The organism is Bacillus sp. SIMBA_031, from assembly GCF_046535225.1.
GTDB lineage: Bacteria > Bacillota > Bacilli > Bacillales > Bacillaceae > Bacillus > Bacillus velezensis.
The window spans coordinates 1,081,339-1,104,574 of the sequence record NZ_JAWRXC010000001.1; the positions used below are offsets into that span (position 1 = coordinate 1,081,339).

3 protein-coding genes are annotated in these 23,236 nt (G+C 50.7%); all 3 read right to left on the reverse strand.

Going from position 1 to position 23,236, the window contains the following annotated elements; translation table 11 throughout:
* Positions 1-3: 3 nt before the first annotated feature.
* Genes SB724_RS04905 through SB724_RS04915 form a run of 3 tightly spaced genes read right to left on the reverse strand, consistent with a single transcriptional unit; the run spans position 4 to position 23,050 of the window.
* A complete protein-coding gene (locus SB724_RS04905; RefSeq protein ID WP_410570295.1) occupies positions 4-7,653 on the reverse strand; it encodes an amino acid adenylation domain-containing protein in 7,650 nt (2,549 codons plus the stop codon).
* Positions 7,654-7,668: 15 nt separating this feature from the next.
* Entirely contained in the window at positions 7,669-15,366 is a 7,698-nt protein-coding gene (locus SB724_RS04910; RefSeq protein WP_410570297.1) for an amino acid adenylation domain-containing protein, read from the reverse strand.
* 25 nt (positions 15,367-15,391) lie between these two features.
* Complete coding sequence (locus SB724_RS04915; RefSeq protein ID WP_410570298.1) at positions 15,392-23,050, reverse strand: amino acid adenylation domain-containing protein; 7,659 nt, start codon at positions 23,048-23,050, stop codon at positions 15,392-15,394.
* Positions 23,051-23,236: the final 186 nt, after the last annotated feature.

The following is a 23,236-nucleotide window of genomic DNA, read 5'->3' on the forward strand; positions in this document are numbered from 1 at the left end:
TTTCTACAGTTCCTCGACAAAACTCGCTATGCTGTCCAAATCATCAGATGTTAACGTTTTGCTGCTAAAATCACTAACGGTTTTTTCTGCTTCCTCTTTCCCTGTGCAGTGCGCCATAATATCACGCAAATATTGCTGTAAGGTTTGCAGCAGCTGTTCCATCGTTTCTTTGCGGAAGCGGCTCGGCGGATAGCTCAAACTGAAGTGAAGTTTGTTTTGTGCGGCCATCGCGCTCATTTCCACCGCTTGTTCCCGCTGCCATGTCGGCGTGATGTCGTGCCCGCTTGCAAGACCGGACAGACTGAACGTGTGCTGATCTTCTGTATCATTGAATTGCCCTAAATAGTTAAAGCTGATTTCAGGCGCTTGTCTGAAGCGGATTGTTTTTTGTTCAGGCGGTGTCATGTATTTTAAAATGCCGTAGCCTATTCCTTTATCCGGTATTCTTCCGAGTGTGTCTTTGACCGTTTTTACAGCCGTTCCAAGCTCAGCGCCTGCTGTGTTCAAGTCAATGAGCACCGGGTACATGGAGGTAAACCAGCCTACGGTGCGGCTGATGTCGAGCTCCGGCATGATGTGCTCTCTCCCGTGCCCTTCCATCGCGATGCGCAGTCTGCCGCCCCCTGTCCAGTCCCGTAAAGCCAAAGCTGCGGCAGTCAGAAGAATATCTTGCGTATCGGTATGGTAGGCCCGGTTGACCTGCTGAAGCAAAACGGACGTTTCTTCTTTTGTAAGCGTAAAGCTTACCGTTCGCCGAATGCTGTCGGCTCCCGTCTGATGCTGCGGTTTTTCATAAGGAAGTTCGGCGGCTGTTTCTTCTTCAATAAAACGCCAATATTCTTCTTCACGCATCAGCTTGCTGCTTTTTGCGTATTCTGAAAGCCTTACGGCGTATTGCTTAAACGAATCGGTCTTTGGCGGAAGCTGGACCGGCTGACCTTTTACGGCTTGAGTGTAAGCGGCAGATAAATCCTCCAGCAGAATACGCCATGACACTCCGTCAACCGCCAGGTGATGTACGGTGATGAATAAATAATCCCCGGACCGGGTTTTGAACCAGCCGGCTTTTAATAACGGCCCTTTTTCAATATCCATCCGCTGTTGGAGCGCAGCCACTTCAGTTTCTATTTCTCTTTCCCAAGTATCTGTCTCAGACAGATCCCAAATGTCCAAGCTGTACAGTTCAGCTTTTTGAATACCGTGATTGATTTGTCTGAAACTTTCGTTTTCTGCACTGACGGTGATCCGGAGTGCATCATGATGAATGACAAGATGCTCCAAGGCTTCTTTGAGCGGCTGTTTATGCAATGCGTCAGAGCTGAACATCATGACGGACTGATTGAAATGATTTCTGTTTTTCATCCGCTGTGATAAAAACCAGTGCTGAACGGGTGTCCAAGGTATGTCTCCTTCCACCGGCCGCTGATCGATGACTCTTTCCGCTTTCCGGATAAGAGGCGCGAGTTCCTTAATGGACGGGTGCCGGAATAAGTCGCTTGCCGTCATTTTCCACCCATAGCGTCCGAGCCGTGCGGAAACTTGCAGCGCTTTGATTGAATCGCCGCCCAACTCAAAAAATGAGTCCTCAATCCCGACTTGTTTTGCGCCGAGCACTTCCTGCCAGATCACGGAAAGCTGTTCTTCAAGCTCATTGCGGGGAGCTGTATACGCGGTTTGAAGCGCGAGCTCCGGTTCGGGCAGATTTTTCCGATCCAATTTACCGTTCGGCGTAAGCGGCAGCTTCTCAAGTTCCATCATATAGGCCGGAACCATGTAATTCGGCAGTTGCTTAGACAGTGAAGAACGCACTTTTTCTGTATCCATGCCCGCCTGCAGACTCATATATGCGATCAGTTCTTTATTGCCGGACTGCCCGGTTCTGACTGACACGGCAGCTTCTTTCACGCCGTCCAGGCTCCTCAGTGCGGCTTCAATCTCTCCCAGCTCGACCCGATAACCGCGGATTTTCACTTGATCATCCATCCGCCCGGCATATTCGATCGTTCCGTCCGGCAGCCAGCGGGCTAAATCTCCGGTGCGGTACATCCGTTCTCCGGGAACAAAAGGATTAGGGACAAATTTTTCTTCCGTCAGCTCAGGGCGGCCGAAGTATCCTCTTGCCACACCGTCTCCTCCAGTGCATAATTCGCCGATGACGCCGATCGGCTGCGGTGTTCCCCTGCTGTTTATGATATATGCGGTTGAATTTCCGACTGGGCGCCCGATCGGGATTGAATGATCGTATGATTGTTCAATCAAAAAGCAAGTCGAGAACGTCGTGTTTTCAGTCGGTCCGTATCCATTCCATACTGAGAGATGCGGCAGCGCATTCCGAACCCGGTTTACATGGCTCGGGGACAGTGCTTCCCCGCCGATAATCAATCGGGATAATCCGGAAAACACGTGTTCATTTTGTTCTGATAAATGGTTGAACAGAGACGATGTCAGCCACAGTGTCGTAATGCCGTTTTGCTGTATAAATGTTTCCAGAACATCAGAATCGAGATAGGTTTCCTGGTCACTTACATATAAAGAAGCGCCGTTTAAAAGCGGACCGAATATTTCAAATGTCGTAACGTCAAATCCTAATGATGAAGTAAACAACAGTCTATCTTCCGGCGTAAAATCAATATAATTGCTGTTTTTCACAAGGCGGATCACGCTTCGCTGTTCAATCATGACGCCTTTTGGCGCACCTGTTGACCCGGACGTATAAATCATGTAGGCCAACGATTCAGGTCCGCCGAGCGGTTCGGGATTTTCCGAACTCAATCCGGCCTTTGTTTGAATATCCTCTATGAATAAACGTTTTCCTGAAAGCGGCAGACCGTCAAGTTTATCAGATTGGAGAAGAATATCAGCTTTACAGTCTTTAAGCATCCATTCAGCCCGTTCCCGCGGCACATCGTCACCGATAGGCAAGTAGGCGCCCCCCGCTTTTAATATTCCGAGGATTCCGGAAGCAAGCTCTGTTGTGCGGCCGGTTAATAAGGCGACAACACTTTCCGGACCGACGCCATTTGATCGGAGAGCCGCCGCTATTCTGTTAGCCCGTTCGTTCAGCTCACGGTATGTCAAAATTTGTCCATCATAAACAACTGCCCGGGCATCGGGAGTTTCTTTTGCCTGCCGCTCAAATAAACGGCTGATGGTTTCGTATCTTGGGTAATCGCTTTTCGTCTGATTAAACTGATAAATGACGCGATTTGTTTCAGCATTATCCAGTACGTGAATGTCACCAAGCGGTATCGCTTGGTTTTCAATTACTTTTGTAAGAATACGGGTAAAATAAGATAGCCATTTTTCAATTGTCTGTTTTTGATAGATATCTGTATTGAATTCAAAATCAAAGCGGATGGAACCGTCAGACCCTTCTGACGCGTAAAGCGTGGCATCAAACTTTGCGGTTTTATGACTTGTATCCGCAGCTTGAGCCAAATGCAGCTTATTTAACACCAGGGATTCACGCTCCATATTTTGGAGCACAAACATAACGTCAAACAGCGGATTTCGGCTCATGTCCCGCTGCACCCCGAGCCGTTCCACCAGCTCTTCAAACGGATAGTCCTGATGCTCATATGCCTCAAGCGCCGCCTGGCGGACTTCCGCCAAGTAATCGGTAAACCGTTTGTCTCCTTTCGGCTCCGTTCTGATGGCCAGCGTGTTGACGAACATGCCGAGAATCGGTTCAAGGTCTTTGTGCGGACGCCCGGCAATCGGCGATCCGACGATGATGTCTTCCTGCCCGCTCAATCTCGCGAGTAACGTATTGTACGCGGCGAGAAGCACCATATACAAAGTGGAGCCGTGATCCCGGGCGATGCGGTGAAGGCCGGATGCCGTTTCAGCGTCAAGCGTGCACGATACGCTGCCGCCCGCAAAGCTTCTGACAGCCGGACGGGGCTTGTCAGCCGGGAGCTCAAGCACCGGGAGCTCTCCTTCTAGCCGCTTCAGCCAATACGCTTCCTGCTTCTGATATCCTTCTTTCTCCTGAAATGACCGCTGCCAGACGGCATAGTCTTTATATTGAAGGCGCATCGGCGCAAGCGAACGGCCTGCGTACAGCTCGCCGAATTCTTTTATCAAGGTGTTGACGGACACACCGTCAGAAATAATATGATGCATATCCGTTAATAAAAGATGACGTTCGTCGGATTCTTTCACGAGAGCCGCACGGAAGAGCGGCGCTTCCTCCAGACAAAACGGCCGGACGAATGCGTCAGCTGACTCGGCCTCATCCAGCTGAAACGGTACGCTGTCATGGATGCGCTGCACCGGTTCGCCGTCAGGCCCCGTTTCAAAGGACGTTCTGAGCGACTCATGCCGCTCCACAAGCTGCCGGAACGTCTCCTCCAGTCGGCCGCGGTCAAGCGGGCCCGTCAGTTCCAGCACAGCCGGCATATTGTAGCCGACACCGCCGTCTTCAAGCTGTTGGAGCACATACATCCGTTTCTGCGCCGAAGACACCGGATAGGTGTCCTGTTTTTTCGCAGGCTGAATCGCTTCATACGGGCTCTCTTCCAAGTCCTGAATAACCGAAGCGAGCTCTTCCACCGTCGGCCGGGCAAAGATGTCCTGTAACGGCACCTGAACACCGAACTCTTTGGCGATGCGGGAGACGAGAGCCGTCGCTTTTAACGAATGGCCGCCCCGCTCAAAAAAGTGATCCCGGATGCCGACGGGGCCGTTTTTCAGCACCTCTTCCCAAAGGGCGCAAAGCTTCATTTCCGTGACGTTCCGCGGAGCGGTGTACGCCTGTCTGTCTGCCGCTCCGCCGGGAGCCGGCAGCGCGCGGCGGTCAAGCTTTCCGCTCGGCGTGACCGGCCATTCGGTCATCTTTATGAACTGAGCCGGCATCATGTAAGCCGGAAGGCGTGTCGCAAGCTCCGCCCGCACGTCATCGCTTTCCCGTCCTTCGATATAGGCGTAAAGCGCGGTTTCGCCGTGTTCGGTCCGGGCGGTGACCGCCGCCTCACGAATGCCGTCGATGCGCCGGATCGCCGCTTCGATTTCCCCCGGTTCAATCCGGTAGCCGCGGACTTTCACTTGTCCGTCTGAACGGCCGAGCCATTCAACAAGGCCGTCTTCTGTCCAGCGTGCGATATCGCCTGTCTGATACATGCGTTCTCCCGGATAAAACGGATCATTGAGAAAGCGCTCCTCCGTCAGCTCAGGCCGGTTCAGATAGCCCCGGGCCACGCCGGTCCCCGCGATGTACAGCTCTCCTGCCACGCCCGCAGGCTGGATGGTTCCTCCGCTATCTAATACATACAGACGGGCACCCGGAACGGGTTTTCCGATCGGAAGCCTTGTCCGTCCGCTGTCCCGTTTTCGGTCACAGACGTAAAACGCCGCATCAACCGTCGCTTCTGTCGGTCCATAGCCGTGAATAAGCATGGTCTCCGGCAACAGATCTGCAAACCGGGCAGCCGTAAGCGGGGAAAGAGCTTCGCCTCCGGCAAACACGCGTGTCAGTGTTCTGCCGAGGCGTGTTCTTGTTTCCTCAGGCTCTGTTTCCAGCGCGTCTAAAAAGCTGTTGACCATTGCCGGAATAAAATGCGCGGTCGTCACCTTTTCTGAGGCAAACGCTTCAATCATCCGCACAGGATCTTTCTCCCATCCGGCAGGAAGCAGATACACGGAGGCGCCTGACATCGTCCACCAAAACAATTGCCAGATGGAAGCATCGAAAGAAAAGGATGATTTCAGCACGATAATATCCTCTTCCGTTAACGGAAACTGCCCTTGCATCCCTGATAAAAAGGCGGCGGCCTGACGGTGTTCAACAGCCACTCCCTTCGGTGTTCCCGTCGAACCGGACGTATAAATGATATAAGCGAGCGAATCAGCATCCGCTTCTTCAGAGACAGCCCCTGTCTCCGCCTCGCCTGTCAGAGCAGAAAGAGACACTTCTAGCGTTTCTCCGGAAAAACCGGAAACGGATAATCCCGGCTGTGCGAGCAGAAGACAAGCGCCGCAGTCATCGAGCATATAGCGCAGCCTGTCCTCAGGATACTCCGGGTCAAGCGGCACGTAGGCGCCGCCCGCTTTTAACACGGCAAGCACAGAAACCACCATCTCCGGCGAGCGTTCAGCGAGTATGCCGACCATGCTTTCTTTGCGGATGCCTTTTTGGCGGAGCCGAAAGGCGAGCCTGTCCGTGTACTGATCGAGCTCGGCGTACGTCAGCATGCCGCCCGGAAAACGGAGCGCCGGACGATGCGGCGAAAGCGCGGCACGGCGGGCAAACAGTCCGTGAAGCGTCGGAGCCGGCGGTTCAACCGTTTCTGTACGGTTAAACGCATCCAGCATATTTCTGGCTTCACACGCATCCAGCAATGCGATCTCGGAGGCGCTCATTTCAGGGTCGGAAATGACTGACTTCATCATATGCCGTAAAAATGTTTCAATATTCTTCATAAAAACACGATCGTATATACCGGTATCAAAGTTTAAGCGGATATAAAGAGAATTTCCCGGAATCACCTTTATGCTGCATCCGTAGTTTGTGACTTCCTCCATCGTGAAATCCTCTACCGCAAAATCAAATGAACCGGCCTGACTCACATTTTCAATTTCACGCTGGGCCGGCACATTTTCAAACACGATAATGTGGTCAAACAGCGCTTGCTTCAGAGGGCTTTGCGCCTGAATGTCATACAGCGGATAATAGCTGTACGCTTCTGCTTGCAGCGTCTCCTGCTGCAAATGCCTGACGAGCTCCAGAAAAGAAAATGAACCGCTTTTCACCCGCACGGGAATCGTATTGATAAACAGTCCCACCATTTTTTCCACGCCTGCGAGATCCGACGGCCGGCCGGAAACGACAGAACCGAAAACGGCGTCATCACAGCGGCTGACACGCTGCAGCAACATGCCCCACAGTGCCTGGAACACTGTATTCAGCGTTGCTCCCGCCCTTGCCGCAATGTTCTTCAGCTCATTTGTCTGCTCTTCCGAAATGGTGAAAACCGCCTGCTCAAGTTCGCCATTTGGTTCTGCAGATTTTTTCGGAAGAGACGCCGATTGCTCAAGGTCGGCAAGTCTCGTTTTCCAAAAAATCTCGGCTTCATTACGATCCTGCTTCATGAGCCATTTAATATACTTTCCATATGGCTGAACAGGCTCGAGAGACGGGAGCCGTCCGTCTCCGAGAGATTGATAGATCATCAGAAATTCCTTCATGACAATTCCGAAGCACCAGCCGTCCATGACGATATGATGATGGCTCCAGATACAAACATAGCGTTCGGACGCTTTTTTCAAAATGGAGACTCTCATGAGAGGGTCTGATTGCAAATCAAAGCCTTTATCTTTATCTTCTTTTCTGAACCGGTCGGCATATTTGTCTTGTGCCTTCTCGTCCAAATGAGAAATATCATGGAACTGAACGCGGCTCGGCCTGTTTTTCAACACGACTTGGCGGGGCTTCGCCACATTCTTATGAATAAATGTCGTACGGAAAATATCGTATCGTTCAAAAACAGCATCTATACTTTTTTGGAATCGTTCCCGGTCAAGCTGTCCGCTGATCGTAAACACCGCTTGTTCGAAGTAGGCTCTTGAGTCATGATCCAACAGAGAATGAAAAAGCATGCCCTCCTGCATAAAAGATAAAGGATATATATCTTGTATTTCCGGTTGCTGCCCCATTGCGCCACTCCTTTTCTATAGTTTGTTGACGGCTCCCATAATGTCACTCAGATCTTCCAGCGTTAACTCCTCGTCACTGAAATCAGCGGCGCTCCATTCACGCTCCTCTTTGCCTGTGCAATGCGTGATGATCTGCTTGAGAAAGGCATGAAAATGTCCCGTCAAAACTTCAATCGTTTCTTTTTGATACTGAAAACGGTTGTACACGACATGCATGTTGAGACATTCCGACGATACGGAGCCGCTGATATCAAGTGTGTACGGACGTTCCCAGTCCGGGCTGACTTCATTTCCCGCTTTTACGGGAGAAACACCGAAGCCGCTGGAACGGATCTCCCTGTCGAACTGCCCCAGATAGTTAAAACTGATTTCAGGAGCATCAGATTCAGTCTCTTCCCAGAGTTTGCTTATATATTTCAGCACCCCGTATCCCGCTCCTTTATGCGGAATGCGGCGCATCATGTCTTTTGTCCGCTTAATGTGATAGCCGAGCCGCTCGCCGTCATCAGTCTGATCTTGAAAACTTGCGTCAACCAATACCGGATAAATTGACGTAAACCAGCCGATGGTTCTGCTGATATCAAGATGCTCCAGATGCTCTTCCCTTCCGTGGCCTTCCATGCTGATTTTGAATGTCTCGTTTCCGGTCCATCTGTTCAGCGCAAGGCTTAACGCGGCAAGCAATAATTCAGCCGTCTCTGTTGTGTATGCTCTGTTCGCTTCCGTTAACAGCTGCTCAGTCTCCTGTTTTGTCAATGTAACGGTCATCACATCTGTATCTTTCAGAAGATTGGAAGAGATGCGGGCATCTTTCGGAAGCGGTTTGACCGCCGCTTTTTCTCTTTCGGACCAGTAGTCTGCTTCCTGTAACAGCCGGCGGCTTTTTGCATAATCAGAGATTTGCTTCGCGTAGGTCTGATAGGAATCGGTTTTTGCCGGAAGCGCGGTTTCTTTTCCTTCGAGCGCCTGCCTGTAGCATGCGGTGAGATCTTCAAATAAAATCCGCCATGACACCCCATCAATGACAAGGTGATGAATGGAAAGCAGCAGATGATCGCCATCATTAGTGTGAAATAATCCGACAGCTACGAGCGGACCCGTCTCCAGCCGAATAGAAGTTTGAATACGGGCGGCCGCCTGTTCAATTGCGGCGTGCTCCTCTTGTAATGACCCTTTCCCTCTCACGTCATGCGTTTCAAACGTAAAGAGTTCTTCTTCAGGAAGGTTTTCCGCTCTGTTGTATTGAGTCACCGATCCGTTTTGCGTGCCGCATACGATCCGTAATGCGTCATGATGAACCGCGAGCTGTGCCAGCGCTTTTCTCATAGCAGATTCATTGATTCTGTCCGCACTGCGGAGCATTACGGACTGATTAAAATGATCATGCGGCAATGATTGCGACAAGAACCAATGCTGGATCGGCGTCAGCGGCACGTCTCCCGTGACGGGAGCCTGATCAATCACGCGGCGGACTTTCCGGAGCCGCATCGATACTTCTCCCAGTGTCTGATGCTCGAACAGCTCGCGAACGGTCGTTTCATAGCCCTGCTGTTTCAGCCTCGCACATACTTGCAGCGCTTTAATCGAATCCCCGCCGAGATGGAAGAAATGAGCATTGGGGCCGAGTCCTTCAACACCTAAGAGTTCTTCCCAGATGTCAGCCATCATTTCTTCAGTTTCATTTCTCAGGCTGATATCATCTCCAAGGCTATCATTTAATTCAGGCTGCGGGAGCGCCTTCTCGTCCAGCTTCCCATTCGCCGTCAAAGGCAGTTCATCAAGCTCTATCAAGCGGGCGGGAATCATATATTCCGGCAGAAAAGCTCTGAGAGAGGCCTGAATCTCTGCTTCTTTTATCTTTTCGTTTCCGTGTAAGACCGCGTATGCGTAAATGGAGTGCTGACCATGCTGATCAGCACGTGTGATCACGGCGGCCTCTTTCACAGAGGAAAGCTCTTGCAGCGCTGATTTAATTTCTCCCAGCTCAATTCTGTGGCCTCTGACTTTTACTTGCGCATCTTTACGCCCGACATATTCCAGCTCGCCATTTGAGAGCCTTTTGGCGATATCGCCCGTCCGGTAGAGCCGCATGCCGGAAACATGCGGATTCGTGATGAAACGGGAGGCGGTTAAATCATCCCTGTTTACATATCCCCTCGCGACACCTTCCCCGCCGATATAAAGCTCACCGGGAACTCCGATCGGCTGCGGATTCATATAGATATCCATGACAAAAGCATGGAGGGTTTCCAGCGGTCTGCCGATATTGCTTTTGTTTCTCTCAATATCATCCATATTCAGTTTTTTGCATGTGACGTGAACCGTGGTTTCCGTAATACCGTACATATTAACAAGCTCCGTCTCCGGGTACTTCTCTTTCCAGCTTTTCAGCATGCCGGGCTGAAGCGCCTCTCCGCCGAAAATGACATATCGAAGCTGTAGCCTGTCCGTATGCCCGGCCTCTTCATGAATGAGTCCGGAAAAAGCCGTCGGTGTTTGGTTCAGCACCGTTACGCCTTCACTTTGCAGCAGCTGCCGGTACAAATGCGGATCACGGGCAGTTTCTTTCGGCACGATAACTACCTTTGCGCCGTATAAGAGCGCGCCGAATATTTCCCATACAGAAAAATCAAAGCAATAGGAGTGGAACAGCGTCCAGACGTCTCCAGAGCCGAAATCAAACGGCAGTCCTTTATGTGTGATAAGGCTGATGACATTGCGGTGTTCCGTCATAACGCCTTTCGGTTTTCCGGTTGTGCCCGATGTGTAAATCACGTAAGCCGGCTGTTCAGGCGTTATCATTTCTTTCGTTCTGTCTGCTGAAACGGATTCAGGCTTATCGATGTATAAAACCGGCAGCCCGTCCATTCCGGATATCCCAAGGCCCGATTGCGTCAACAGAACACGCGCGCCGCTGTCAGTCAGCATAAATGAAATCCGCTCGTCAGGATAGTCAGGATCAATCGGCAGATAAGCTCCTCCCGCTTTTAAAATACCGAGAATCCCAATCAGCATATCCGGAGATCGTTCGGTCATAATTCCGACAATCTGTCCGGAGCGGATGCCGTTTTCCGACAGCATATCGGCGATTCGATCCGCCTTTTCATTGAGCTCGCGGTAGGTGAGACGCTCATCAGACATGACGGCTGCAATTTGATCCGGCATTTTTTCCGCCTGTGCTTCAAATAAACTGACGATCGTTTCATGCCTCGGATACTCCGCCGTTTGATTTCCCGCTTGAAGAAGCATCTGCCGCTCGTTTGTGTCCAGCAAATGAATGTCAGACAGCTTCCGCTCATCATCCGATGCGATTTGTCCTAAAAGCTCTTTAAAATGACCGGCCCACCGTTCGATCGTATCCTTTTCAAACAAGGCGGTACTGTATTCAAAATGAAAATCCAGTGAGCCATCCGGCCGTTCCTCGGCATGAAGCGTCAAGTCGAATTTTGAAATGTCATGCTTCACTGCATGTGAAGAAACGGATAAGCCCGGAAGGTTCACTTCGAAATCATCACTGTTTTGCAAAACGAGCATGGCATCAAACAGCGGATTGCGATTGACTTCCCGGTGTGTATCAAGCTTTTGGGCAAGTTCTTCAAACGGGAAGTCCTGATGTTCGGCCGCGCCGAGGGCGAGCATTTTCACCTCTTCTAAATAAGCGCGGAATGTCTTATCCCCTTTCGGCCTGCTTCTCATTGCCACGGTATTTACAAACATGCCGATGACCCCGTCAAGCTCAGCGCGGCTTCTGCCGGCCGCAGGTGAACCGACGACAATGTCTTCCTGCCCGCTCAATTTAGAAAGGAACAAGGAGTAGCTTGCCAAAAGAATCATATACAGCGTCGAACCTGTCTCATCCATGAGCCGGCGCAAATTCTCCGCCGATTCCTTTTGAAGGCGCGTTCGAACAACGGACCCGCTGAAATCAGGAAGCTGCGGGCGCTTTTTATCGAGCGGCAGATCAAGTACGGGAATGTTTTCCCCGATCGTCTCCAGCCAATAACGCTCATGTCTTTTGAATTCTTCAGCGGCAAACCGCTCATGCTGCCAGACGGAAAAATCTTTGTACTGGAGTTTTAACGGCTGCAACTCCTTTCCTCTGTATAAATCCGTCAATTCTTGAATCAGAACGCTCATTGACACACCGTCTGCGATAAGATGATGCATATCAAGCAGCAGAAAATGACGTTCTTCAGTGACTTTGGCTAAAGTCACTCTCAAAAGCGGCGCTTTTTCCACGTCAAACGGTTTGACGAAAGTTTCCATCACCTCTTGAAGAAGGTTCCCGGATGGCATGTGAATCTCTGTGAGGTCAAGATCGACATATGAATGTATGTGCTGCATCGGCTCCCCGTTTCGTAAAACAAATGAAGTGCGTAACGCTTCATGCCTTTGTAACAGCGCTGAAAAGGCTTCGTGCAGCCGATCCCGGTTGAGTCTGCCGCTCAGTTCCAGACAAGCGGGCATATGATAGCCTGTACTGTCCGCTGCAAGCTGATGAAGGGCATAGAGCCTTTTTTGCGCAAAAGATAGCGGGTACAAGTCCTTTGCCACAGCAGGCGTGATTTCTGCATATTCTCCTCTTTTCCTCTGTTCGAGGAAGCGGGCCATGCTCTCGATGGTCGGATGTTCAAAAACATGGCGGACGGCAAGTTCAATTTGGAGCCGTTTATGTATGTTTGAAACAAGCGACGCGGCTTTCAGCGACTGTCCGCCGATTTGGAAGAAATCATCTCTCATACTGATGTGTTCCCGTTTCAGCACTTCTTGCCAAATAGACAGCAGCTCGGTCTCAAGCATTGTGCGCGGAGCTTGATAATCACCGGTTCTCTCAGCTTCTTTCGGCTCAGGAAGTGCGGCCCGATCAAGTTTTCCGCTCACAGACAGCGGCATTTCCGTCAATTTCGTAAAGCTTCCCGGTATCATATAAGCAGGTAATCTCCCGGCCAATTCGGCATGAGGGTCAAATGTCACACCCGCGTTTTGCAGTACGACATAAGCTGCAAGCTCCTGTTCCCCGTCCGCCATTTTGCGCACGGTGACTGCCGCCTCTTTTACCCCGGACAGACTTCTGAGTGCCGTTTCGATTTCTCCCAATTCAATTCTGTAACCTCTAATCTTCACCTGATCGTCAAAGCGTCCCATATATTCAATCGTTCCGTCCGGTAAAAATCGGGCTGCATCTCCCGTTCTGTACAGCCGTTCACCTTCACAAAACGGATGAGCGGTAAAGACTTTGTCCGTCAGCTCTTTTTGCTGAAAATATCCGTCCGCCAGACCTTTTCCGGAAATACACAGTTCACCGACGGCTCCGACCGGCTGCAGCCGATCTCCGTGCATCATATAGACAGAAGTGTTGGCAATCGGGCGCCCGATCGTAATCCGGCTGCTTTTTTGCAGGTTGCGCAGAATTGTCGTGGCCACACTGTTTTCCGTCGGGCCGTATTCATTCAGCAGCTCGGCATTCGGGCATATGTTGCGGCTCGCTTCCACGATATCAGGAGTGGCCGCTTCCCCGGCAAATGTCACCGCCCGAAGCGTCTGCGCATCCTTTTTCGTCAGCGAATCAAGCAGAACGCGATACAGAGACGGAACGATCAGAAGATGGCTCACTCCGTGGCGGGTGATTTTCTGTTTTATTGAAAGGACGTCTTTCGCATCATCTTCATCAGTTAACAATACACAGGCGCCCGACAGAAGCGGAGTGAAAAGACTCGTTAATGACCCGTCAAATACGTATGAAAAAAGATGAAGCGCTATGTCCCCTTCTGTCATCCCGTATTCTTCACGCCGCCATTGCAATGTATTGCTGATCGCTTTGTGTTGTACAAGCACCCCTTTCGGCCGGCCTGTCGTTCCGGAGGTGTAAATGACATACGCCCAATTTCCGCTGTCAGATACCGGCGGAAGCGGTGCGGTCTGCTGGGAAACCGTTTCCTCCATGATGACGACGCTGCCCTTGAAATGCGGCGGAATGAGGGGGAGCAGGTCTTTTTCAGTCACGAGCAGTGAGGCTTCACTGTCTCTCAGTAAAAATGAAATCCGTTCAGGCGGAAATTCCGCATCAATCGGCATATAGGCGCTGCCCGACTTCCAAATTCCGAGCAGAGCGGCAACCGTACTCATTGATCGGCGCAGCATAACAGCGGTGATCTGATCGGGGCGTGCGCCTTTTTCCCTTAACGCATGTGCAAGCTGATTCGCCCGCTGATTTAATTTCTTGTAGCTCCAGCTTACCCCGTTATATCTCAACGCCTCTTGGTCAGGCGTTTTTGCCGCCTGTTCTTCAAACAGCCCATGAACGGTTGTCTCATGGTACGGACGGTTCGTTTCGTTAAACGAATGAATCAAGGCTTCTTCCTCCGGAGGCACGAGACTGATGCTTGATAAAAGCCTGTCCGGATCTTCCGTTACACAGGAGATGACCTCCAGAATATGCCCTTTGATCCGTTTCATGTCTTCCCGATCGTAGATGCCCGCATTGTAGCTGAATTTCACATAAAACTCTTCTCCCGGAACGATGACGACGTTAAGATCGTAATTGGTTTCCTCCGCCATCGAAAAGTTTTCAAGTGAGAGCGCACTGCTTTCCATTTGCTGCCAGCCGTTTACCGCAGCCTGCATCTGAACCGGATAATTCTCAAAAACCAGGATGTGGTTCAAGAGATCTTTTTGCAGACCGCTCTCGTTTTGAATGTCATAAAGCGGATAATAGCTGTGCTCTTCCGCAGCGAGTGACTCTTTTTGCACCTTTTTGAGAAGAGAAGAAAAAGTCATATTCCCAGCCGCGCGCACCCTTACCGGCACGGTATTGATAAACAGTCCGGCCATGGATTCAATGCCGCTGATAGCAGACGGCCTGCCGGAAACAACCGAACCGAAGACCGCATCTTCAGTGCCGTTGTAACGATGGAGAAGCAGCCCCCAAATGCCCGTAAATAAAGTATTCAGCGTGACCCCGGTGCTTCGGGCAATGTCTGTCAGTTTTTGCACGGTTTCAGACTCAAGGGAAAATTGAAAATGCTCAGATGCATAACCGTTTTGCGCCGGCTTATTCTTCGTTTGCGGAACGGAAACGACTTCTCCGTAATCTTCCAAACAGCGCGACCAGAACGCTGACGTTTCTTCTTTATTCCGGCTTCGGAGCCATTTGATATAAGAGCTGTAAGGAGCCGGACTGCCGAGGTTTACAGGCCGCCCGTTTCGGATCGCATAATACATGCTGAAGAAATCTTTCAGTACAATACCCAAGCTCCAGCCGTCCATCATAATGTGATGATGAGTCCAAACGCATGTATGGCGGTTTTCTCCCGTTTGAAAAAGAGTCAGGCGCATTAAGGGGCCTTTTTGCAGATCGAACCCCTTATGCCGGTCGGTTTCCTTGAATTTGTCAATGATGCTTTGCTGCCGTTCTTCCGAATAGTCTGAAATGTTCTCAGTCTGTACGGCTGTGTCACGGCGTGAAAGGACAACCTGCTGCGGACCTTCAAGGTCAGGCACTTCTTTTATGAAAATCGTTCTGAAAATATCATAGCGGCTGACAAGCGTATCCAGACTTTTTTGGAATGTATCAATGCATAAATCCCCGCTGACTGTAAACGAAATCTGCTCGACATATGCGTTTGATCCGGAATCCAGAAGCGAATGAAACAGCATGCCTTCCTGCATATATGATAAAGGGTAAATATCTTGAATTTCTGTCGCTTGTGTCACGAATGCCACACACCTTTTTATGAAATTAAAGTCCTTTTACGAGATCTTCAATGCTCGATAGTGCTTGATCGGTCAATTCTGTATGGCTGTAATCCGTTAATGTTTTTTCCCGCTCTTTCTTGCCGGAACAGTGGGCGATGATGTCCTCGAGGTGAGTATGGAAAAGATTCATGAAGAACTCGATCGCCCCCGGTGCAAATACATCTGTATAAACGGCTTTTACCTCCAGTTGCCCGGACGCCACCATCGCGTTAATATCCAGATCAAACTCGCGGATGCGCCCGGTCGCTATATCATGCTGCGGCTTGAACGGTGACATCTTCAGCGTTCCTTCAAGACCGTCAAACGCACCGAGATAGTTAAAGCTTATTTCTGGGTCTTTATAAAGAATGTTTCGCGAATATCTCAGCAGCCCGTAGCCGGTTCCGTGGTGAGGAACCCGTCGCATCATGTCTTTTACCGTCTTTATGCGGTGAGCGGTTTTTTCGCCTGAGCCGCCCGGCACTCTCATATCCAAAAGCACCGGGTAAACAGATGTAAACCATCCTGCCGTTCTTGACATATCAATGTCAGGAATATGCCCCTGGCGCCCGTGCCCCTCAGTGCTGATAAGCATCTGTTCAGAACCCGTCCACTCATGAAGCGCCATTCCAAGCGCCGTTAAAAGCAATTCATGAACATCCGTTCCGTATGCCTGCTGTGTTTCCAACAGCAGCTGTTTCGTGACTTCGCTGCTTAATATCCACGATGCAGTGCGGGCGTTTTCCTGCAATCGTCCGGCGTTTTCATCAGTTATTTTCGGCAGCGGCGCTGTTTCACTAGACATCACGCTGTCCCAGTATGCGGCTTCCTCCAGCAATGCTTTGCTCTTGGAAATGTCAAAAAGCTCTTCGGCATACTTTATATAAGAATCGCTTTTCGGCGGCAGTTCGATTTGTTTGCCGTCCAATGCCTGCTGATAAGCTGTCTGCAGATCTTCAAGCAATATCCTCCATGACACGCCGTCCACGATAAGATGATGAATCGTTATAAGAAGATGGTCGGCTTCCTTCTGCCGGAACACTCCGAGATGAAGCAGAGGCCCTTGATCAAGACGCATAGCCTGCTGTATTTCTTTTTCCTCAGCGGCTATCCGTTTTTCGGGCTGCGTTTCTTCTGAAATATCTATGACGTTAAGCGTAAATATTTCTTCATGCTGCTTTGTGATTCCGCGATTATATTGAACGGCTTCCCCATGCTCATTTTCAGTGAAAGTCATTCGCAGCGCATCATGATGTTCTGTCAGCGCGCAAACCGCCTGGTACAGCGCATCTATTTCGAGGCTGTCTTCAGTGCACAGCATGACTGATTGGTTATAATGAAGCTCAAACGCACCCGGCTCCTCAAAAAATCTCTGCTGGATCGGTGTCAGCGGAGCGCTTCCTTCTATCGGCCCCTGATCAGCCGTTGCAACAGCCGGCGTGAGGTGCTTCGCGAGTTCTGCAATCGTCGGGAACTGAAACAAATCGCGGATCGACATGTTCCAGCCTTCTCCGGCGAGTCGGGCTGACACTTGAAGCGCCTTAATGGAATCTCCCCCAAGCTCAAAGAAAGAGTGATGAATTCCCGCTTTCTGAATATGAAGCACATCTTCCCAAATCCGGCATAACATCGCCTGTTTTTCATCGCTGGGCGCGACAAATGCCTGTGTTGAATGTATCTCTTCTGCCGGTAATGCCGATTTATCAAGTTTGCCGTTCAGTGTCAGGGGCATGCTGTCTAAACCGATAATATGAGACGGCATCATATAAGCCGGGAGCTCCTGCATAAGAGACTGGCGGAGTGATGAGATATCAGCCTCTTTAGGAACGATGTATGCCGCTAATCGGGCTTGTCCTTCGGCATCTTTCATCACGGTAACAGCCGCTTCTTTGACTTGATCGTGTTTCAAAAGCACACTTTCTATTTCTCCCGTCTCAATTCTGTAGCCTCTGATCTTCACCTGCTTATCGATCCGCCCTTTAAAACGAAGAGTTCCATCCGGTAGCCAGCAAGCCTGATCTCCAGTTCTGTAAAGCGTTTCTCCAGTTTGTAACGGGTCACTGAATGCGCCCTCTGTCAGCTCAGGCTGTCCCCAATATCCTTTGGCGACGCCGGCGCCCCCGATATACAGCTCTCCGAAAACGCCGATCGGCTGGACCTGTTTGTCTTTGTTTAAGACGTACATTTGCACATTCGGAAGCGGAACACCGATCGGCACATCATCTTCCCGCGGCTCTTCGCTCATTTTAGCTTCATAATACGAAGAATCAATTGTCGCTTCTGTTACACCGTAGCTGTTAATGATCCGCATTTCTTTTCCGAAGCGTTCTTGAAGCGTATAAAAATCCTGCGACTTGATCATATCCGAACCCAGTACAAGTATTTTTACACTTTGCAGCGCGAGCTTCCGGCGATATATATATTCCATAAACGGAACAATCAGCGCGGGTGTCGACTCCATAAACGTGATACGGTGCTGATCAATGAGCTGATAAAGCTGTTGTGGCTCAAGCCGGACGTCATCCGGACAAATGACAAGCGTTCCCCCGTTTAGCAGGGCGCGTGCAAGATCCCCTGAAAATACATCAAATGAGAAACTCGCCATCTGCAGCACTCGGACTGGTTTACGATCAAGCTCATAAATTTTCCGCCATGCAAGTGCTGCATGCGTAAAGCTGAGATTTCTGACTTCGACTCCCTTCGGCGTTCCCGTTGTTCCCGAAGTATATATGATATATGCAGTATCATCCGGAGACGCTGCCGGCTGAATATTCTTTGCACAAATATCGTATTGATCTTCATGATCGAGCTGAATGAGAAATAAATTGTGATCCGTCAGCTGTGAAGCAAGTTCTTTGTATTCTGACTGCACCATCAAGACGGATGCCGCGCTGTCTTTTAATAAATAGCGAATCCGTTCCTCAGGATAATGGGAGTCAACCGGTATATACGCCCCTCCCGATTTCATGACCGCAAGAACACTGACGATCGCTTCAATCGAACGGTTTGCCAATATAGCTGCTCTTTTTCCCGGACCGAATCCATTTTTGTGTAATGTTCGCGCAAGCCGATTTGCCCGCTCATTAAGCTGCGAATAGCTGATCTGTTGTGCTCCTTCAATAACAGCGGTCTGATGAGGCGTTTCTTCTGCTTTCTCTTCAAACAGCTGGTGAAACAGTTTGTGTTTTTCCATGAATTCGGTTTGTGTGTTATTAAACTCAATCAGTAACTTTTGTTTTTCTTCTTTATCCAAAATGTCAGCTTTTGATAGTGTGACTTCCGGTTCGGCGGCAACATGGCGCAAGAGATTCAGTAAGTGGCCCATCCAGCGTTCAATCGTTTCTTTCATAAAAAGCTCGGTGCTGAATTCCATTTCAAAGCGGATGTTTCCATCGGATTCAGCCGCTGATAAGGTCAGGTCAAAACTTGATACATCATGTTCGGTATGTTCTGTTCGTGACGCCTTCAGACCGGCCAGATTTATCTCTTCTCGCTCCATATTCTGAAGAATAAACATCGCGTCAAACAGCGGATTGCGGCTCATGTCCCGCTGCACACCGAGCCGTTCCACAAGCTCCTCAAACGGATAGTCCTGATGCTCATACGCCTCAAGCGCCGCCTGTCGGACTTCCGCCAAGTAATCGGTAAACCGTTTGCCCCCTTTCGGCTCCGTTCTGATGGCCAGCGTGTTGACGAACATGCCGAGAATCGGTTCAAGGTCTTTGTGCGGACGCCCGGCAATCGGCGAGCCGACGATGATGTCTTCCTGCCCGCTCAATCGCGCGAGTAACGTATTGTATGCGGCGAGAAGCACCATATACAAAGTGGAGCCGTGATCCCGGGCGATGCGGTGAAGGCCGGATGACGTTTCAGCGTCAAGCGTGCACGATACGCTGCCGCCCGCAAAGCTTCTGACCGCCGGACGGGGCTTGTCAGCCGGAAGCTCAAGCACCGGAAGCTCTCCTTCAAGCCGCTTCAGCCAATACGCTTCCTGCTTCTGGTACCCTTCTTTCTCCTGAAACGTCCGCTGCCAGACGGCATAGTCTTTATATTGAAGGCGCATCGGCGCAAGCGAACGGCCTGCGTACAGCTCGCCGAATTCTTTTATCAAGGTGTTGACGGACACACCGTCAGAAATAATATGATGCATATCCGTTAATAAAAGATGGTGTTCGTCTGATTCTTTTACGAGGGCCGCACGGAAGAGCGGCGCTTCCTCCAGACAAAACGGCCGGACGAATGCGTCAGCTGACTCGGCCTCATCGAGTTGAAACGGTACGCTGTCATGGATGCGCTGCACCGGTTCGCCGTCAGACCCCGTTTCAAAGGACGTTCTGAGCGACTCATGCCGCTCCACAAGCTGCCGGAACGTCTCCTCCAGCCGGCTGCGGTCAAGCGGGCCCGTCAGTTCCAGCACAGCCGGCATATTGTAGCCGACACCGCCGTCTTCAAGCTGTTGGAGCACATACATCCGTTTCTGCGCCGAAGACACCGGGTAGGTGTCCTGTTTTTGCGCAGGCTGAATCGCTTCATACGGGCTCTCTTCCAAGTCCTGAATGACCGAAGCGAGCTCTTCCACCGTCGGCCGGGCGAAGATGTCCTGTAACGGCACTTGAACACCGAACTCTTTGGCAATGCGAGAGACGAGAGCCGTCGCTTTTAACGAATGGCCGCCCCGCTCAAAAAAGTGATCCCGGATGCCGACGGGGCCGTTTTTCAGCACCTCTTCCCAAAGGGCGCAAAGCTTCATTTCCGTGACGTTCCGCGGGGCGGTGTACGCCCGTCTGTCTGCCGCTCCGCCGGGAGCCGGCAGCGCGCGGCGGTCAAGCTTTCCGCTCGGCGTGACCGGCCACTCGGTCATCTCTATAAACTGAGCCGGCATCATGTAAGCCGGAAGGCGTGTCGCAAGCTCCGCCCGCACGTCATCGCTTTCCCGTCCTTCGATATAGGCGTAAAGCGCGGTTTCGCCGTGTTCGTTCCGGGCGGTGACCGCCGCCTCACGAATGCCGTCGATGCGCCGGATCGCCGCTTCGATTTCTCCCGGTTCAATCCGGTAGCCGCGGACTTTCACCTGTCCGTCTGAACGGCCGAGCCATTCGACTAGGCCGTCTTCTGTCCAGCGTGCGATATCACCCGTCTGATACATGCGTTCTCCCGGATAAAACGGATCATTGAGAAAGCGCTCCTCCGTCAGCTCAGGCCGGTTCAGATAGCCCCGGGCCACCCCTGTCCCCGCGATGTACAGCTCTCCTGCCACGCCCGCAGGCTGGATGGTTCCTCCGCTATCTAATACATAGAGACGGGCACCCGGAACGGGTTTTCCGATCGGAAGCCTTGTCCGTCCGCTGTCCCGTTTTCGGTCACAGACGTAAAACGCCGCATCAACCGTCGCTTCCGTCGGTCCATAGCCGTGAATAAGCATCGTCTCCGGCAACAGATCGGCAAACCGGGCAGCCGTAAGCGGTGAAAGAGCTTCACCTCCGGCAAACACGCGTGTCAGTGTTCTGCCGAGGCGTGTTCTTGTTTCCTCAGGCTCCGTTTCCAGCGCGTCTAAAAAGCTGTTGACCATTGCCGGAATAAAATGCGCGGTCGTCACCTTTTCTGAGGCAAACGCTTCAATCATCCGCACAGGATCTTTCTCCCATCCGGCAGGAAGCAGATACACGGAGGCGCCTGACATCGTCCACCAAAACAATTGCCAGATGGAAGCGTCGAAAGAAAAGGATGATTTCAGCACGATAACATCCTCTTCCGTCAACGGAAACTGCCCTTGCATCCCTGATAAAAAGGCGGCGACCTGACGGTGTTCAACAGCCACTCCCTTCGGTGTTCCCGTCGAACCGGACGTATAAATGATATAAGCGAGCGAATCAGCATCCGCTTCTTCAGAGACAGCCCCTGTCTCCGCCTCACTTGTCAGAGAAGAAAGAGACGCTTCTAGCGTTTCTCCGGAAAAACCGGGAACGGATAATCCCGGCTGTGCAAGCAGGAGACAGGCGCCGCAGTCGTCGAGCATATAGCGCAGCCTGTCCTCAGGATACTCCGGGTCAAGCGGCACATAGGCGCCGCCCGCTTTTAACACGGCAAGCACAGAAACCACCATCTCCGGCGAGCGTTCGGCGAGTACGCCGACCATGCTTTCTTTGCGGATGCCTTTTTGGCGGAGCCGAACAGCGAGCCTGTCTGTGTACTGGTCGAGCTCAGCGTACGTCAGCATGCCGCCCGGAAAACGGAGCGCCGGACGATGCGGCGAAAGCGCGGCACGTCGGGTAAACAGCCCGTGAAGCGTCGGGGCCGGCGGTTCAGCCGTTTCTGTACGGTTAAACGCAGTTAACACCCGTTTCTTTTCTTTTTCATCCGCCATATCAATATGCCGAATCAGCTGGTTTGGATTTCTAACGGCATTTTCAACGATCGTCAGCAAATGAGTTTGAATTCGTTTAATCGATGTTTTAGTAAATAAAGCGGATTGGTAATCAAAATTCAGCTCAATCAATCCCGTATCTGTCCGCTCCTTAATTAAAATGGACAGCTCATTTGCCGTATGCCCGCTGAAAAACATCGCCGTTTCATAATCGAAACCTTCTGCCTGACGCCACGCGAGAGGCTGGTATTGCATCGAAATCCCGATGATATTTTGCAGGTCGTGATGAATCTGCCTTAATTCATTGACAAAAAGATTGTAAGGATATTTCTGGTGCCGCATAACAGACAGCTGCTGTTTTCCTACACTGCGGACAAAAGAAAGGAACTCCGCATCCGGATCTGCCGTCATTCTGATCGGCAGCGTGCTGACAAACATGCCGAGCATATCCTTTTCGAGCTTGGAACCGCGGTTTCCGTAATAAGTACCGATGGCAATATCCTTTTTAGCCGTCAGACGGCTGATGCATATGTATAACGAAGCCATAAACAGAGAGATGATGCTGATATTATGATCTTTGCAAAAACGCCGGATAGATTGTTCTAAGGAGTGAGAAAGAGTGATAGTATCTCTGGAAGCCGCAGTGCTTTGTCTAAGATGAGAGGTTCGTTCCGCCAGTGAAAGGTGTTCCGGAACGGTTCGGTATGTTTCAGTCCAAAATGAACGGTCTTTTTGAAAACGGGAAGACTGTAAGTATTGCTGTTCTTTTTCCATGTAGCTGAGATAGGAAGGCCTGTGATGTTCAGCTAAATCCTCGCCCCGCATGATCTTTTGGTAGATATCAATGAGCTGGTTGCCGAGCAGGTTGAGCGAGATGCCGTCCATGATAATATGGTGAAATTTTGAATAAAGCCAAACTTCTTCGTCTGACATGACAAGCAGAGTAAAGTGATACAGAGGTGAATGAAACAGCTTGAACGGAACACGAGTCTGCGTGTCAATCCATGCGTCCCGCTCTGCCTGATCAGTATGAGTAAAATCAACAGTCTCTAGAGAAATCGGCCGATGCCCCGCCAGATACAGCTGGGGTTCTGATCCGTCCCCTTCTGTCAGTTGAAACCTGAGCGAATCATTTTGCGAGATAGAAAAATCTAAAGCATGGCGCAGTACGTCAAAATCGATGTCCCCCCTGAATTTGACGCATGCCGCGAGATTGCAGATACTTGTGCCCGGTTCGAGCAGCTCCGTAAACCAGACTCTTCTTTGGGCGTGAGTTAAAGAATAAACAGTGTTCTTCAATGGAATCCCTCCATTTCAATTTAAGAGGATAAGAAAGTGAAATAATTACAATTAAATTTCGACAGCATATGACTAAATCATCCATATAAGCATTATTTTAAAACATATTTTAGAAATCACAATAAAAAATTAAATTTTCTCTAACATTTTTTAGAATATAGTATATATTCCTCACTTCATTTCTTC

Coding starts and splice junctions, on each gene's coding strand:
- SB724_RS04905 (WP_410570295.1), bottom strand. CDS start 7,653: ATGGGGCAGCAACCGGAAATACAAGATATATATCCTTTATCTTTTATG.